Origin of the sequence: Moorena sp. SIO3E8, from assembly GCF_010692445.1 — a bacterium.
Taxonomy (GTDB): Bacteria; Cyanobacteriota; Cyanobacteriia; order Cyanobacteriales; family Coleofasciculaceae; genus Moorena; species Moorena bouillonii.
On the sequence record NZ_JAAHHM010000133.1, the window covers coordinates 1 to 16,940 of the forward strand.

The following is a 16,940-nucleotide window of genomic DNA, read 5'->3' on the forward strand; positions in this document are numbered from 1 at the left end:
CGTCGAATTAAATTCGCCACGGGTCGCACCATTAGCATCGCTAAAAATCATCATTGTCTTGATCCCAAGCGCGAGTGGGGGAAACCCCCGTGAGGCCACTGCATCGCTTGTCTGTACCCCCACACCCCACACCCCACACCCAATACCCCACACCTGAGGTCAAAGTAAAAAACCTACCCTTATGAGCACAGCCCCTCCCCATTAGCGACGGCATCAAGACAGTGAAATTGGATATTTTGTGAGTTGTAGCTAATTGTAAAATTTCTGTCTACTAATTGTGAAAATTATGTCTAGTCTTTATAAATGAAATCTCTCGGTAGATAGTTTTTTTTTGCTATACTTTTTAAGTATGATTTACTTGTATAAAGTCTGGTTGTAACGCTTTTATATAAGCTGACAGCCATGGTATCTTGAAATCATGATATTGCTTAATTGTCTACTTGTGGCGTTAGCTGTATTGTAAGCATTCAGCCGTCAGCCGTCAGCCGTCAGCCTTGTGGCACAGGCTTTGGCCACGCTACGCGAATGGCCACGCTGTGCGAACGATGCTGTGAGGTAACTCAGCATTATTCCAATGCTTACTTGTTTTATTCCAAAGCTGATAGCTGTTCGCGAAGCGTGCGCGTAGCGCTTTAGCTGTTCGCGAAGCGTGCGCGTAGCGCTTTAGCTGAATGCTTACGCTGTATTATACATACAACTGTAGTATCCAGTAATAATGCTACTGGACAGTATATTATACAATTATAGAAAAACTGATAAAATTTATCTGAGTGAGTGGCAACAAGCGCCCCAAAGTACTTGCTAGATATAGCTTTAAGGTTAAAATGGATATCAAACTATCTATACATATACAAAAAAAACATAGTTTGAATTACTCATAAATCACCTGATTAGTTAGTCTAAGTTTATGAAAAATTATTGTAATAATTTGGTCAATTAATTTACAACATTTATCCCCATAATTATTATATCGTATCTGTAACCTATTCAGAAATTTTCCCCGATGAAAACTGTTTCGATAATTATCCCAGTATACGGCGTTGAAAAGTATATTGCTACCGCATTAAAGTCGGTTATAAACCAGACTTATAAAAACTTTGAAGTGTTAATAATAGACGATGAATCTCCCGATAAAAGTGTCAATATTTGTCGAAAATTATCCGATAATAGAATTAACATTATTCACCAAACTAATCGGGGACTTGCTGGAGCGCGAAATACAGGAATTCGCCATGCAAAAGGAGATTATTTAGCGTTTTTAGATGGAGACGACTTGTGGTTACCTCAGAAACTGGAAAGACATATGGAACACTTAGAAAAATTCCCAGATGTCGGGATTAGTTTTAGCCGTTCTGCTTTGATTGATGAAGCTGGAAATTTTATGGGTGCCTATCTAATGCCTAAGCTAACTAATATTACTATATCTGATTTGTTTCGAGAGAGCCCGATCGGGAACGGTTCGGCTGCTGTAGTTCGTCGGGAAGTCTTTGACACAATTAAGTATCAGGATAATCTTTACGGCTCTACAGAAGATTATTACTTTGATGAAAACTTCCGTCGTGCTGAAGATCTTGAATGTTGGCTTCGCATCGCTATTCAAACTGACTGGAAAATTGAGGGAATACCTGAACCATTAACCCTCTATCGAATTAATACACAAGGGTTGTCAGCTAATCTTTTCAAGCAGTTAGAGTCCTTAGAACAAATGATTGAAAAGACCCGTTCCTATGCTCCCACACTGACCAGCCGATGGGAAAACATTTCTAGGGCTTACCAATTGCGGTACTTGGCTAGGAGTGCGGTTCGTCTTAAAGTAAGTTCAGATGCTGTGACACTTATACATCGCTCATTATCCAATCACTGGCGTATCCTACTAGAACAGCCACGGCGAACAATCTTAACCTTAATAGCTGCTTATATGCTTTGGTTATTACCGAAGTCTTTATATGCTCACATTGAATTGCTTGTCTCTAGGCTGCTCAACAATTTTAAAAAACATCCTCTTGTCCAAAACTAGTACCGCTCGCGGAATTCAAAATTAAAAATTCAAAATTAAAAAACCTTATATAGCGTTTTTTAATTCTAATGAGGTACACAAAACTTTTTACCTCTTTCCTCTTCCGACTTTACTGCTCCCTGCTCCGTTCGCGTAGCGTGGCCTACGGCCTCAGTACCTGCTCCCTAAAAGCAAACAAAATGCACCTTAATAGCTGAAAATCGCTATAGAATAAGCTTATTCTATAAGCGTTTGCCTAGTTTGGCATCTTATCTTTATTGACCTTGTGCTTCCTAGCATGGTTAACTAATTTCAAGGTTTGAGTATACTATGAACAAAGTATCGGTAATTATTCCAGTATATAAGGTTGAAAAATACATAGCAGCCACAGTATAATCTGTGCTCGATCAAACCTATAAAAATTTTGAGCTGCTACTCATTGATGATGGCTCTCCTGACAACAGTATCGAAATATGTAAACAAATTAACGATCCGAGAATTAAAATTATTCGTCAGGATAATCAAGGAGTATCAGCGGCTAGAAACACTGGCATTCGCCATGCTGAAGGAGAGTAGATCGCTTTCTTAGATGGAGATGACCTCTGGGTTCCAGAAAAGCTAGAAAAGCATGTTTTGCATCTAGAAACATCACCCCATGTAGGAGTCAGTTTTAGCTATTCTGCGTTAATTGATGAAACAGGAACTCCGTTAGGAATCTATCAAATAGCCAAAACTAAAGATATAACTACAGATTACATCATGTGTCGTAATCCCATTGGGAATGGTTCAACACCAGTGATTCGGCGAGAGGTGTTTGAAGCAATTCGATACCGAGACGATCAGGCTACGGAGGATGCTTATTTTGATACTCAATTGCACAATATCGAAGACGTGGAATGTTGGCTGCGCATGGCGATTAAAACTGATTGGTACATGGAAGGTTTGCCAGAGCCGCTGACTTTATATCGTATTCATTCACAAGGGCATTCAGCTAGTATACTCAAGCATATAAATTCTCTAGAAAAGGTGATTGAGAAAACACGTGCCTATGCTCCAGAGGTAATTGCTGAATGTGAAAAGCCAGCCCGCGCCTATTATTTACGGTTTGGTGCTCGACGTGCACTCAGCATCAAAGAAGGCTTGATGGCAACAGAATTGTTTAATAAGGCTTTAGCGACTTACTGGCGTATTTTGCTAGAGGAACCGCTTCGTACTCTGTTGACCGGGGCTGCTGCTTATTTGCTCCGACTTTTACCTAAAACTATTTACCAGCAAATGGAAGCTGTGGCTTTAAAAACGACAGGAGCTTCACAAAAGCGCCGAATTTCTCAGGAGCAAGCTTAGTATTTGATATAGCAGTTCTTATTTGGGTGAGGTACGTCGTCGGGGCAGGGCTGTTTCAAAGTATGACTAGAATTTCACGGGTAGGATGATAGGGAGATAGGATAATTATTATTAATATTTTTAAGGTTAAAAATACCCTATATCCATCACCCTATCTCCCTTTCCATTGATATAACAATTTTTTTTATTACTTAAAATAAAATATATCTGCTTAATAAGAGGGGGAGGGGTGAATAAAAATTACTGTACTTTATAAGTATGCTAAACGCCATATTGTGCTTTAAAAATAGGTTTTTTTGTAAACTATTGTAAATACAGCTGATCACCACCGATTAGTTTATGCTAGAACTGAAAAGCTAAGCTTTATACGCAGCTAAAAAATGAATCTACCTTTAACAATCAAAACTCACCTGAAAGAGTTAGTGATTGGCACACGGTTTGAGCCTGCGGCAAGAAGTATTGTTGATTTAATCAACCCTCCCAGCAAAGATATCCTGAGGAGCAGGGAAGATGACACCTATGTCTATCAGATTATGAAGCGGATTTTAGACAAATCCTCAAACTGTATCGATGTGGGTGCCAACATGGGGAGTGTGTTGACAAAAATATGCCAAGTGGCTCCCCTCGGTCAGCACTATGCTTTCGAGCCGGTTCCCCGACTGGCTACTCGGCTGGAAAAACGGTTCCCAAAGGTTGATGTTAGGCAAATTGCCTTGAGTGATTTAGAGGGAGAAACCACGTTCTTCCATGTTGTTGATGCCCCAGCACTCAGTGGTCTAAAACACAGAGACTACACCCATTGGGGCTATAACAATGCTCAAACAGAATCGATTGCCATCAAAACTCAAAAACTTGATGACATCCTTCAACCTGACTTCAAAGTTAAGTTTATTAAGGTAGATACAGAAGGAGCAGAGTTTCAGGTTTTCAAAGGTGCTATCCGAACCTTAAAAACCCACAAGCCTTACCTAGTCTTTGAATTTGGTCGTACTGCCATGGTTGATTATAAAACAACGCCAGGTATGATGTATGATTTCCTAGTCAACCAGTGTGGTTTTAAGTTTTTTAAACTTAACAGTTGGCTAGAGGGGTTAGCTCCACTCAGTAAGACGGAATTTGCCATAATCTGTGAAGAAGGCTCTGCTTGGAATTTCTTGGCTACGCCTTAGCAATAGCTAGAAAACACAGGAGCATTCTGTAGGATTTAGAAAAAACTGGGCAACAAACCCTATAAATCCCTAGAAATAGTTATAAATAGTAGGGTGGGTTATTAAAGTACTCTACTAGTAGAGTTACTGGGGAAGTCTTGTCCTAGTTGCTGATCTATTATTTCTGTCAAGAACCTGGGAGTAGTGCAACCCCACGCATAGAATCCGGGGGCTTGTAACCTCAATACTTGACCAGCTTAAGTCCTAAGCGGACTCCGTTGTCAGTAAGTGTTCAAGTTCCTACCTTGGGATGCGTCGCTAGTTCCAAGCTCTAGAACCAAATTGTTAAACATCTGTATCAGGTTAAGGGAGTGCAATTTGGATAGTACCGACTGACAACATTAGCGTTCGCGGCAGCGTGTGCGAAGCACTCAGCGAACTTAACCCTAGAAATAGGAGTAAACGTAATTATGCGCGTATTTGTACTCGACAAAAACAAAAAACCATTAGACCCTTGTCAGCCTGCTAGAGCCAGAATTCTACTCAAACAGGGGAAAGCAAGAGTTCTAAAAAGATACCCGTTCACAATCATTATGCCAGAATTGGAGGTCAAAAACTGTGTAACCCACGAACATCAACTCAAAATAGACCCCGGTGCTAAGACTACGGGCTTAGCCATTGTCCAGGATAATAAAGTTGTTTGGGGAGCTGAACTAACTCACAGGGGTTTTCAAATCAGAGATGCTCTAATCTCTCGTAGGCGGTTAAGGCGTTCTAGGCGTAACCGGAAAACTCGTTACCGTCAGCCTAGATTTTTGAATCGAAAACGCTCAGTTGGCTGGCTAGCTCCTAGTTTAATGTCACGAGTTCACAATATCTTGACTTGGACTAAAAAGTTAAGTAGATTATGCCCAATTGTTGGTATTTCTCAGGAGTTAGTCCGTTTTGACACTCAAAAAATGGAAAATCCCGAAATATCTGGTGTCGAGTATCAGCAAGGCACATTGTACGGGTATGAACTACGGGAGTATCTACTTGAAAAATGGAACCGCCAATGTGCTTACTGTGGAGCAGCTAACACTCCTCTAGAAATAGAGCATATCAAGCCATTAGCTAGGGGAGGCTCTAACCGAGTCTGTAACTTAGCTATTGCTTGTCACAAATGTAATCAGACGAAAGGAGTTCAGGAAATCGAACAATTTTTGTCTGGCAAACCTAGTGTCTTAAAGCGAGTTTTGGCTCAGGCGAAAAAGCCTTTAGCTAATGCAGCAGCGGTTAACTCAACCAGATGGAAATTATACAATCACCTTAAGTCAACTGGTTTACCGATTGAGACCGGTAGTGGTGGATTAACTAAGTATAATCGTTGCCGTCAAAATCTCCCTAAAACCCATTGGTTGGATGCCGCTAATGTCGGTAAAGTTGATAACTTGTACATCGAAAGCTATCAACCATTATTGATTACAGCTAAAGGACATGGAACTCGTCAGATGTGTCGAACGAATAAGTTTGGTTTCCCGACTCGTTATGTCCCCAGGTACAAAGAAGTTAAAGGTTTTCAAACCGGAGATATTGTAAAAGCCATTGTAACCAAAGGTAAGAAAATAGGAACCTATACAGGCAGAGTAGCTACTCGCCAAACCGGCTCATTTAATATCTCTACAAAACCTGGACTGGTTCAAGGAATTAGTCACAAATATTGCAGCGTTATACACCGGAAAGATGGATACTATTATAGTTTATAATTCCCAGGAAACTCTGTCAAACTGCTGTTTATGTAAGGGGAGCGACTCCTTCCCATGCATGAATGACAGGGGTTTCCGTCGCTCCCCTTACCAACCCCTATTTTTTTGATGATTGACTGGCTTGCGATCGCACTCAGGGTGCTTTTAGGCTTATTTATTTTTGCGATTGGGCTAACCCTTGCTAAGTGGATTCCCAATCACCGGATTCGAGCTATTACCCAACCAAACCGTTGGTTTAGGCAAAGGGTTACTCTAGGACTGATGCTCCTGACTAGTTTGATGATGCTCGGGTCAATTCTATTGGTCACTGATATCGTTAAGGTAAATTCAGGACAGGCTGAGGTAGTTAGCTCTGGGAAATACCAGAAAAACATCCGCCTCGGAACAACTAATGTAGCGATTGGAGGTGGTGGTTATGTCACTGGTGTTTACCTCCATCCACTGGAGAAAGACTTAGTTTATATTCGGACTGATGTGGGTGGCTTCTATCGTTGGGATGAGGGGAAGCAACGTTGGATTCCCCTGACAGAACACTTTCCCTTCTCTGAGAGAAACTACTATGGAGGAGAAGCACTGGCTGTTGATCCCAATGATCCAACTATTGTCTATATTGCAGCTGGAAAATATCCCTGGGCTGAACCGGGAGCACTATTTAAATCTACCGATAAAGGACAAACTTGGACAAAGTTGAACCTAGACCTCAAGATGGGGGCTAACCACAAGAAAAAATGGCTAGGAGAGAGACTAGCTGTTGATCCGTTCAATTCCAATATTATCCTGTTCGGCTCTAGAGAAGATGGACTCTGGAAATCATCGGATGCTGGTGCTACCTGGGAAAACGTCACCTCTTTTGCAGGTAAACCAGATAACAAAATTGGTATTACAGCGATTGTCTTTGATAAACAGGTACCGGGCTTAGTTTATGCTTCTCCCTATGGAGATGGCATCTACAAATCTACTGACTCTGGGGTCAGCTGGACTCAGGTAGCTGGTAGCCCAAAAACAGTCAATCGCATGGCTGTGGGAAAAAATAATATCCTCTACGTCACCAGTACCAGTAATCCTGGAGTCCACAAGTATGGCAATGGTGTCTGGAAAACCATGAAACCAGGAGGATCTAATCGCATTTTTGGTACGCTCAGTGTGAATCCTGCTAATCCTGAGGATATCTTAGTTGCCCTCAACCGCACACAAAAAACGAAATTCTACCGTTCCCTGGATGGCGGCGCTACCTGGAAACAGCAGCTGACTTCTGCTAACAACACTATTCCCTGGTGGCCGAAGAAGTATTTTGCCAATCATATGGCAGCGATGGAATTTGACCCAAAAGTACCGGGAAGAGTTTGGTTTACGGATTGGTACGGTGTATGGCGGACAGATGATCTTAATGCTAATCCCGTTGTTTGGACTAACTATGCCGCTGGACACGAGGAAGTGGTTCCGTTTACTCTGGTTTCACCACCCCGTGGTCCGATACTGGTAAGTGGGGTGGCGGATGTGGATGGTTTCTACCATAACCAAGGATTAGATACTTACCCGTCTCAACGACTTGGTCTGGGGGAGCCCGGTAAGTCATTCCAGGAAACCTATAGTATTGCTTACTGTGAAACTAAACCCTTGCAGATGGTTCGGGTTGGTGGTAACCGCTGGAATTCAACCTATACTGGAGCTACTTCCACCGATGGTGGTCTGACATGGCAACAGTTTGCCTCATTTCCAGACAATACGATGCCGATGCGGGTCGCTATGTCTGCTACTAACCCCAATTTATTTGTTGTGACAGTTAGTCAAGGTCAGCCCCTGCGCACTACCGATGGGGGGGTGAGCTGGCAAAAGGTTTCAGGATTACCCAATGGTCCCGGTGGTCCATGGAATTGGTCTCAATCTTTAGCGGCAGACTCTGTAGATGGCAACAGGTTTTATTACTATGCTAAAGGCAAAGTCTATCGTTCCAATGATGGCGGCTCATCTTTTCAAATTGTGAATGATTCACTTCGCAATGAAGGTTGGCATTCCCTGAAAACGGTGCCAGGGGTTAAGGGTGAAATTTGGCTGAGTCTAGACAGTAAGGGTTTTTATCGCTCTACCGATGGCGGTCAGTCATTCGTCAAGCTGCCTTCAGTAACTAGAGCTCACCTATTTGCCTTTGGTAAAGCACCCCAGGGCAGCGACACTCCAGCACTGTATATTTATGGAAATATTGATGGAAATGTTCCCAATGTCGAGAATGGGGTTAGGAATCGGGAAGCTACAGGGACTTCAGGAAGCTCAGCCAAAAGCCGTGCCCAAGAACCAGGAATATTCCAGTCTCTTGACATGGGACGCACGTGGACAAGGATGGGCGATCGCTCCCGACCAATTGGCAATAGACCTACTGTGATGGAGGCGAGTAAGCAGGAGTTCGGACTGGTCTTTATTGGTACCAATGGTAGGGGAATATACTACGGATCACAATAGGGTTAATTTTGATTAATTCCTTAAGATTTTTATAAAATTTTCCTTGTAATTAGGGTAATCGTTATTGAATAGGGAATACACTAAATAACTGACTTGTTTCGTGTTAATCAGGGAATCAAACGATGGCAATCCTGCAATTTTTAATCATTAGCGCCATTTGTATGGTGTTAATCAAGTTTGTTGCCTCTTGGTTTGGGTATGGCAACATACCGATACTGAATAAATTAGTGACAATTATTCTCAGCGTCTTCGTGACCTTTGAAATTGTTCAGCTGGTGCAAGCTATAATTGTGAAATTTGGTTGAGGGCTGTTCGCCCTTGGCGTTCCCGTAGGGTCGGTTGAGGGTTGAGGGAGGGTTGAAGGTTGAAGGTTGTTCGCCTTTGGCGTTCCCGTAGGGTAGGTTATCCGGTTGAAGGTTGTTCGCCTTTGGCGTTCCCGTAGGGTAGGTTATCCGGTTGAAGGTTGTTCGCCTTTGGCGTTCCCGTAGGGTAGGTTATCCGGTTGAAGGTTATCCGGTTGAAGGTTGACCTTCAATAAGATGCGATCGCTTAAATTATTAATAAGTTACTAAAGTTAAAAGTTGACTAGAGCGTTTCTCCTACTTATGAGGTAAAGTCAATTTTCTTACCCCTACTCCCTACTCCCTACTCCCTATTCCCTACTCCCTACTCCCTACTCCCTACTCCCTACTCCCTACTCCCTACTCCCTACTCCCTACTCCCTACTCCCTACTCCCTACTCCCTGTATTACCCGTTTCTAGCAGTGTCTGCAGAATCAAATAGGCTGAAGTAGCACCAGGGTCTTGATGTCCAGCACTGCGCTCTCCTAAATAACTGGCTCGTCCCTTCTTGGCCACCAACGGAATAGTATTTTTCATCCCTTGTTCTGCGGCGTTGACGGCCTGTTGCAAGGCTGCTAGCATACTGTCTCCTTGATCTACAGCTTGTGCGAAGGCATTGGCTGCGGGTGATAGAGCATCTAACATGGTCTTATCTCCCAAGTTGGCTTTGCCTCGCTGGACGACTCCCTCCACTGCTGCTTGGAATAGTTTGACCATATCCTCTTTTGTCAGTTCTTGCTTTCCTGCTACTGCTGCACTTGAGCGCAAGAACAGGGTGCCATAAAGTGGTCCACTGGCACCTCCCACAGTGGAAATTAGAGTCATGCTGACGGTTTTGAGAATACTGCCAATGTCTTTATCTGCCACTTTAGGAAGCTCAGTGATCACCTTTTGAAAGCCACGATTCATATTGATACCGTGGTCAGCATCACCAATAGCAGCATCAAGTTCGGTTAGATAGTCCTTGTTTTGTTCTAGTACAGTAGCGACTGCTTGTAACCACTGTATAATTTGATGTTTAGTTATCGTTACCATAGTGGCAGAGTGGGTCAGGGGGTGAGAGCCTCAGGGTAGCAATGAGCAATGAGCAATTAGCTAAGCTTTACCATACTGATGCTCCCAGATATCATATCAATCATAATCCCCAACGCAGGGCTGGTGTCTTGACTGGTGCATCCCAGAATTTAATTAGCTCATCGTTCATTTTGAGTAGGGTAATCGAGCAGCCTTGCATTTCTAGAGAGGTAATATAAGGACCAATCAGACTACGCACGATTTCTAGTCCCTTTTGTTCACAGATTTGGGCTAATTTGCGATACACAATGTACAGTTCCGACAGGGGAGTACCACCCATGCTATTCACGAATGCCAGAATGCGATCGCTTTTCTGAAAAGGGGGGTCAGTTATTTCAAACTCTATCCATTCTGCTTTATCTTCATCCCACTCTCGCACTGTGCGGCTATAGGCAGAATCTTCAATAATCGATAGCGCTAGCATTTCAGTTATCTCATCTGCTGATTTGAGGGACATTCGTTGTCTTCCTGGTTCCCCGTGAATGCCAATCCCAAATTCTATTTCTGCTTCCCCCAAGTCAAACATGGGACTCCCCTTAGCAGGAGGGGTGCAGGATGTCAAGGCCATACCCATGCTGCGTCCATTACCATTAACCTGGCGACAGAGATTAGCCAGTTGTTTGAGGTCATAACCAGCAGCAGCAGCAGCGCCACAGATTTTCTCGGCTAATAATGTCGTCCCTACCCCGCGCCTGCCTTGAGTATAGAGGCTATCTTTAACCGCTACATCATCATCAATTAGGATATTGAGGACTCGGATGCCTTCTGAGATAGCTAATTCCGCAGCTAACTCAAAATTCATCACGTCACCGCTATAGTTTTTGACAATATTAAGAACCCCTGCACCACTGTTGACTATTTTGGCAGCTTCTAGCATTTGGTCGGGGGTGGGAGAGGTAAACACTTCACCGGGACAGGCGGCATCTAACATTCCCGCACCCACAAAGCCCCCGTGCAAGGGTTCATGACCACTACCACCACCGGAAATAATCGCGACTTTGTTTGATATGGGAGCATCAGCACGGTAGATCAAGGGGGGGTCAAGATTAAGTTTGAGCAGGTCAGGATGGGCTAAAGCCATGCCTTCTAGGCTTTCTCTGACAACATTATCGGGATGGTTTATTAATTTTTTCATGATTGATATCAGTAGTCATGGGTAATGGGTAATGGGTAATGGGTAATTGGTGATCCCATTAACCATTACCTAGGCTTTACAATACCGATGCTACCGAACTTGATATCAGTCGGACTCCGCTATAGTCTTCCCCATCTTCCCATCCCTTGCCCCAACTTCCCCCTTGACCAATATTTCCATCTCCCCTAAGACTTTTGTTTGACAGGATTGAAGCGAAGAACATTACTCAAGCTGTTAGTCTGGTCAGTCCAAAATGACAGTTTGCTGTACCTGTCAAACAAATCTGGTGGTAAGACTGTGCGCCGGGGAATAAATTCCACTCGGCGATTTACCTTGTGCAATCCTGGGGTTCGTAGCCTAGCATCGAATTCCGGTTCGTCGTATTCTACCTGCTCGAAATTGTGCTCGAAGGGCTCCTCTCCTAGAAACTGGTAGATTAGGTTTAAGGTATCTGCTGGACACCTGGTCAACAATTCATAATCTACCAGCAGCAATTTATTACCCTGTTCGCTGTAGAACGCTTCCTTGAGAGCATTGTAAGCAAATCCCACTAGGCGATCGCCTTTAGATAGGGCTTCAGTGCGGCTGTAGACAGTGAAATTTTCTTGATGATTGAACAAACCAGACACTTCCAGGGCGTTGCGTCGTACCAGGCGTTCTAAGCTATCCATGATCCAAGCTACGTTACGGACACAGCACACTATCTTGGATTCCGGGAACAATTCACTAATCAAAGGTAGTTTGCTGCACCAGAGGCGGTTGGTATCAAAGATAAGTTGTTGCTCTTCTACTGAGTGGCGGTAGTAGGCCGCAAATAGACTCTGGAGGATGTCACGCTTCTGCTCTGGGGAGATGAAAATCGCCCCCTCACTGTTGCTCATTCTTTCCAGGAGGCAACTGACCAACTCTCCTACAGCACTAGTCATGCCAGCGTGAAAGCGGGGATTCTGGCGCAGCAATGCTGCTAGCAAAGTTGACCCAGAACGAGGTAGGCCAGAGATGAAGTGGATAGACTGAGGCAGTATCTGTTTGATTTGATGGTCAGTGTCAAAATCGAGAATCTGTGCTATCGGTGTCTGAGGTAGGTTTGGTTTGGTTGATTGGGTCTGGCAAGTAGTTGCTGCAGAAACTAACTCGGTCGTTTTCATTTGATGTTTAATTATATAGCAATTCTTATTTCGGTGAGGTACAAATTTTGGGTTTTAGGGAATAGGGAATCGGGAATCGGGAATCGGGAACAGGGAGCAGGGAATCGGGAATCGGGAACAGGGAATCGGGAGCAGGGAGCAGGGAATCGGGAATCGGGAACAGGGAATCGGGAATCGGGAATCGGGAATCGGGAATCGGGAATCGGGAATCGGGAATCGGGAATCGGGAGCAGGGAAAAAATCCTGTTTACCTGATAGGTATTAGAAGCACCATAATCTGATCTGAGGATAATTACCCTTCATAAAAATCTCCCCATCTCCCCATCACCCCATTTCCCCATCACCCCATCACCCCATCTCCCCATCACCCCATTTCCCCATCACCCCATCACCCCATCTCCCCATCTCCCCATCACCCCATCTCCCCATCACCCCATCTCCCCACACTGTCACCTTGTCAGGATAGGGTGTTAGTGGGATCGTTCTCGCTTAGATACTGATAAAGTCTCCAGCATCAATCACACTAGCATCCACCCCAACCAAAGATGCTAAGACTTCATCAGTGCTATCAACCTGGAGTAGAGTACCGTTATCACCTTGGACAATTTCCAGTTGGTCAAAGCTCAAACCATCTAAAGTGAATTGATCGATGCCATCAGAGTAGTCCAGGATAGTATCTTCACCATCACCAGCTCTCAAGACAAACAAATCACGACCGGAACCACCTTCAAGGGTATCATCCCCTTGGCCGCCATCAAGGGTGTCTCCACCGCGACCGCCAAGGAGTAAATCATGATCATTGCCACCAAACAGCAGGTCTTTGCCAGAACCACCATTGAGAGTATCACAGCCATCATTACCAAATATAGTGTCTTTACCACTGAAACCTGATAAGGAATCATCACCTTTACCACCGGAGAGATTATCACGTTGAGTACCCATGAGAATCCCAATTGATATAACTGGTGGAAGGGTTACTGGTGGAAGGGTTACTGGTGGAGTAACTGGTGGAGTAACTTGCTGTACTTCAAAAGCACCAATATCCGCACTACTTCCCAATACTCGATCAAATCCAGCACCTCGTTGGTCAGTAGTCAAGCTATTAGGATTGCTGCCAGCATCAATGGCAGGGCTACCAGGAAGAAGTGCTAGGGTCTCAGTAGGACCACCATTGTTTTGTAATGGACCGAGGAGCGGATCAATGGGATTAGCGCTGGTTCCAACTAAATCACTACTCATAAAGCCAGTTACACCATCACCATTTCCAATCAGGTTGTTGCCACCACTGGTCACATTCCCGAAAATATCATTATCATTCTGATTATTGGCAATGATGGTGCTAGCGATATTAGCCGTTCCGCTGAAGATGTTGATGCCGCCGCCGTCGTCGCCAGCCTCATTAAAGGCAATGGTGCTGTTAGCGATATTAGCCGTTCCGCTGAAGATGTCGATGCCGCCGCCGTCGATGCCAGCCTCATTAAAGGCAATGGTGCTGTTAGCGATATTAGCCGTTCCGCCGCCGTTGACGCCGATGCCGCCGCCGTAGTTAGCAGAATTATTATAGGCAATGGTGCTGTTAGCGATATTAGCCGTTCCGCCTAAGATCCTGATGCCGGCATAGTTGTTAGCCACATTATAGGCAATGGTGCTGTTGTTGATAGTTAGTATTTCAGTATTATAGATACCACCACCACTTGAGGCGTTACCTCCGGTAATGGTCAACCCATTAATCCCCACGGTTTGATCAGGGCTTCCATTTCCATCATCTATGTTAAAGACACGGGATTGAGCGTCAGCATCTACAGTGATATTAGCACCATTACCTTCGATGCTCAGATTACTGGTAATCACCAGTTGTCCATTAGTAAGGGTAATTGTTTGTCCATTGAGGTTGGGAGCAAAGTCAATTATATCGTCCCCTGGGGTATTATTGGCTGCCTCAATGGCATCTCGCAGAGAAACACCACCCGTACCAATGCCATCATTTTCATCAATTAAGGTGTCAACAGTGAAAGTTGCCATATATTTCTCCTGGTATTGTTTCTAGGAAATTAATTCCTGTATTCAAGGTATTGACTAGCTCACTATGAAATTCCACAAACAAAATTAATTAAGCGATCACCCTAAGGGATTTTACTGAGCTAGTTATCAAAATAGTTTATCAAAACGTACCAATATTTATCCCCTAAAACTCGTAGCTTAATCAAAGCTTTAATTAGCTTAAAATAGAAAATTCTACTGGGTTGAAATTCGGTGAAATCTAAAAGGGAATAGGGAATCGGGAATCGGGAATCGGGAATCGGGAATCGGGAATCGGGAATCGGGAATCGGGAATCGGGAATCGGGAATCGGGAATCGGGAATCGGGAATCGGGAACAGGGAAGAGATAAGAGGGAATAGGGATGCGCTGCATTAAGAGGTGCGACAATAAGCGCGAATTTAATTCTTAATGGTAAGAGCGCACCTCAAAGGGAATCAACGTCAAAGAAAACTGTACCTCATGAGTCCTAGAAACGCTATAGCATTTTCATTTGAGATGTAAACTGAGAAGGTCTTATTTGATTTTATTAAAAAACGATGGAGCTCTTGCCCCTATTGCCTATTGCTAGCATGCCTATTGCCTTTTTCGACAATCTCTGATTTTACAACTCGTTTGAAAACGCTATAGCTGAATGCTGATAGCTGTTCGCGTAGCGTGCGCGTAGCGCTTAAGCTGATAGCTGATAGCTTAGCTAATCACTATCCACCAAAACAGTAATGGCTGCAACAGCAATCAGCATCTCATCATTTTTATCATTAAGTTCTGGAATCGCCCTGCCTTGAACCACCATTCCACCGGACTCAAGGGATAGAGTTTTCTGACCAAAAGGGAGTACAGCCAGTACTTCATCTTCCCGGACTTGCTCTGGGTAAGGCACGGCGACTTGAACTTCAACTATCATTTGATTGGGATGCTCTAAACCAGCTACTTCCCAAACACCAGGCAAGGCATTGTGAGCAATAGCGTTGCGTACGGCTCTTGCTGCTGCTACGGTTGGGTCTTGACCGTGTTGGTCTACTCCCATCCCCATTTCAATAATTAAGCGTTTACGAACCATGGCGAGTATATTGAATGCGCAACCGTGGAATTGGGTCATCCTGTGATTCTGGGACAGTATCACGACCGATTTCTTGTAAGCCCAATTCCTCAAAGTAAGCTAGTTCTGTATCCGACAACGGCCAAGGAGGACCATCCGGTTCAGTGTCGCTATCCCGAAATCGAGTGATCACTAAGAGGGTTCCTCCTGGGGCAACTAAGGATGCGATCGCATTCATCACAGTTGACCGCACCTTGAGGGGTAAGGCTTGAATGTTACGGCATTCAAAGACAAAATCAAATTTGTGATGCCATGCTGGATCTAAAGCAAATAAATCCGCCACTTGGTACTTGACTTGGGAATCGGGAAATCGTTTTTGGCACCATGCGATCGCAGTCGGGGAAATATCAAAGGCAGTCACTTGGAAACCCTGCTGCGCCAACGCTTCAGCATCATCCCCTAACCCACAACCAACCACTAGGGCAGAGCGACCCGACCCTTGGGGTATATTACGCTCTAACCAATCCTGTAGATAGGGATGGGGTGTATTACGCGCCCAAGGTATTTGCCCCGAATCCCCATTAGCTTCGGCATATAAAACCTCAAACCATTGAGATGGATTATCTTGGCGAATTGATTCCGATGCCAAGAGTTTGACCTTTTGCTGTAGTGCTTGGGGTTGTTCCTCGAACATAGGTCTGGGTTTGGTAGTGCTTACTAACTTTAACTGTTCCAATCTCAATCCCCGTCTGGTGATAGAGATCAGCTTTGCAGTACCAAATTACAAACTAAGCCATTTGGCTGATTTTTGCAGTGAGGGGTGACACCCCTCATTTTATCAGGTATATTTGAAATATAAGATGCACCCTGATGATCGAGAGAGTCAGTAACACGGCTCTCTTTTTTTTTGCCTGTTGCCTGTTGCCTGTTGCCTGTTGCCTTGTTTATAGCGCTGTATCACTCCTGCCAAGACTCAAACCGACCTGGCAAAAGTACTTTTCTGATAGTGTTCACGTCAATTCTTGTCCACTGTTCCCTGTTCCCTGTTCCCTGTTCCCGACTTCTGCAAGAAGTCTAATATACTCTCTAACCGCAAGAGCCGAATCTAGCTGCAACACCTCACCAGCAAGCATCTCGGCCTGGTTGATACTCAACTGTGTAATAACTGAAATCACAGTAGCGATCGCAGGTGGATTCACACTCAACTCATCCACCCCTAACCCTAATAAAATCGGTATCCCTAGTGACATACTCCCACACGCTTATCGAACGCGCCCCGCGTGGCCTTTGGCCAAGATTACAGTGTGGGCTTCTTCCCAACTCCACCTATTGGTTCGGATACTCGGGAATTAAACTAAGCCGTGGGGTCGCCCCCGCCGACTCGTCTCCAAAACCGGACGTGAAAGTTTCCCCTCATCCGGCTCCTCGCGACGGAATCTCTTGTCAGTGGTACCTCTACATTAGAATGGATTTT

General features: G+C 44.4%; 18 protein-coding genes. 10 read left to right on the forward strand and 8 right to left on the reverse strand.

The annotated features are described in order from the left end of the window. Positions 1-432: 432 nt before the first annotated feature. From F6K46_RS31930 to F6K46_RS31965, 9 genes are all read left to right on the forward strand, one after another. Complete coding sequence (locus tag F6K46_RS31930; protein ID WP_293065764.1) at positions 433-636, forward strand: hypothetical protein; 204 nt, start codon at positions 433-435, stop codon at positions 634-636. 367 nt (positions 637-1,003) lie between these two features. Next, complete coding sequence (locus F6K46_RS31935; protein ID WP_075895542.1) at positions 1,004-2,017, forward strand: glycosyltransferase family 2 protein; 1,014 nt, start codon at positions 1,004-1,006, stop codon at positions 2,015-2,017. 68 nt (positions 2,018-2,085) lie between these two features. After that, positions 2,086-2,214 carry a hypothetical protein gene (locus F6K46_RS31940; RefSeq protein WP_293065769.1) on the forward strand — a complete coding sequence of 43 codons (129 nt, stop codon included), beginning with the start codon at positions 2,086-2,088 and terminating at the stop codon, positions 2,212-2,214. Between the two features lie 181 nt (positions 2,215-2,395). Then, positions 2,396-2,572: a glycosyltransferase family A protein gene (locus F6K46_RS40395; protein ID WP_366510827.1), complete on the forward strand. Its 177-nt coding sequence runs from the start codon at positions 2,396-2,398 to the stop codon at positions 2,570-2,572. 57 nt (positions 2,573-2,629) lie between these two features. Further along, a complete protein-coding gene (locus F6K46_RS31945) occupies positions 2,630-3,340 on the forward strand; it encodes a glycosyltransferase family 2 protein (protein WP_366510828.1) in 711 nt (236 codons plus the stop codon). Positions 3,341-3,720: 380 nt separating this feature from the next. Next, positions 3,721-4,509, forward strand: a complete 789-nt coding sequence (locus F6K46_RS31950) for an FkbM family methyltransferase (RefSeq protein WP_293065772.1) — start codon at positions 3,721-3,723, stop codon at positions 4,507-4,509. Between the two features lie 449 nt (positions 4,510-4,958). Continuing rightward, positions 4,959-6,233, forward strand: a complete 1,275-nt coding sequence (gene iscB, locus F6K46_RS31955; RefSeq protein ID WP_075895546.1) for an RNA-guided endonuclease IscB — start codon at positions 4,959-4,961, stop codon at positions 6,231-6,233. 108 nt (positions 6,234-6,341) lie between these two features. Further along, positions 6,342-8,690, forward strand: coding sequence for a hypothetical protein (locus F6K46_RS31960; RefSeq protein ID WP_293065775.1), 2,349 nt, complete (start codon positions 6,342-6,344; stop codon positions 8,688-8,690). Positions 8,691-8,812: 122 nt separating this feature from the next. Continuing rightward, on the forward strand, positions 8,813-8,995 hold the full coding sequence (locus F6K46_RS31965; RefSeq protein WP_070390589.1) for a hypothetical protein: 183 nt from the start codon (positions 8,813-8,815) through the stop codon (positions 8,993-8,995). Positions 8,996-9,419: 424 nt separating this feature from the next. Here F6K46_RS31965 and dhaL read toward each other — a convergent pair whose 3' ends face one another. The 3 genes from dhaL to F6K46_RS31980 all read right to left on the reverse strand — a co-directional run bounded on the left by dhaL (position 9,420) and on the right by F6K46_RS31980 (position 12,389). Further along, positions 9,420-10,067 (reverse strand): dihydroxyacetone kinase subunit DhaL, encoded by a 648-nt coding sequence (dhaL, locus tag F6K46_RS31970; RefSeq protein WP_293065779.1) that lies wholly within the window; start codon positions 10,065-10,067, stop codon positions 9,420-9,422. Positions 10,068-10,167: 100 nt separating this feature from the next. Continuing rightward, positions 10,168-11,241 (reverse strand): dihydroxyacetone kinase subunit DhaK, encoded by a 1,074-nt coding sequence (gene dhaK, locus F6K46_RS31975; RefSeq protein WP_293065782.1) that lies wholly within the window; start codon positions 11,239-11,241, stop codon positions 10,168-10,170. A 185-nt stretch (positions 11,242-11,426) separates the two neighbouring features. After that, the gene (locus F6K46_RS31980; protein WP_293065785.1) at positions 11,427-12,389 is read right to left on the reverse strand and encodes a sulfotransferase; all 963 of its coding nucleotides are present in this window, start codon (positions 12,387-12,389) and stop codon (positions 11,427-11,429) included. 33 nt (positions 12,390-12,422) lie between these two features. Here F6K46_RS31980 and F6K46_RS31985 point away from each other — a divergent pair, with 33 nt between their 5' ends. Then, positions 12,423-12,644: a hypothetical protein gene (locus F6K46_RS31985; protein ID WP_293065788.1), complete on the forward strand. Its 222-nt coding sequence runs from the start codon at positions 12,423-12,425 to the stop codon at positions 12,642-12,644. Between the two features lie 234 nt (positions 12,645-12,878). Here the strand turns inward: F6K46_RS31985 and F6K46_RS31990 are convergent, their stop codons facing one another. The 5 genes from F6K46_RS31990 to F6K46_RS32010 form a co-directional block, all read right to left on the reverse strand. After that, complete coding sequence (locus F6K46_RS31990) at positions 12,879-14,411, reverse strand: choice-of-anchor Q domain-containing protein (RefSeq protein ID WP_293065791.1); 1,533 nt, start codon at positions 14,409-14,411, stop codon at positions 12,879-12,881. Positions 14,412-14,649: 238 nt separating this feature from the next. Continuing rightward, positions 14,650-14,802 (reverse strand): hypothetical protein, encoded by a 153-nt coding sequence (locus tag F6K46_RS31995; protein WP_293068824.1) that lies wholly within the window; start codon positions 14,800-14,802, stop codon positions 14,650-14,652. Positions 14,803-15,121: 319 nt separating this feature from the next. Continuing rightward, entirely contained in the window at positions 15,122-15,487 is a 366-nt protein-coding gene (locus F6K46_RS32000) for a Lin0512 family protein (RefSeq protein ID WP_293068827.1), read from the reverse strand. After that, the gene (locus tag F6K46_RS32005; RefSeq protein WP_293068830.1) at positions 15,477-16,160 is read right to left on the reverse strand and encodes a class I SAM-dependent methyltransferase; all 684 of its coding nucleotides are present in this window, start codon (positions 16,158-16,160) and stop codon (positions 15,477-15,479) included. Before F6K46_RS32005 ends, F6K46_RS32000 begins: the two co-directional genes overlap by 11 nt. 316 nt (positions 16,161-16,476) lie before the next feature. Then, a complete protein-coding gene (locus F6K46_RS32010) occupies positions 16,477-16,716 on the reverse strand; it encodes a hypothetical protein (protein WP_293068832.1) in 240 nt (79 codons plus the stop codon). Between the last annotated feature and the right edge of the window lie 224 nt (positions 16,717-16,940).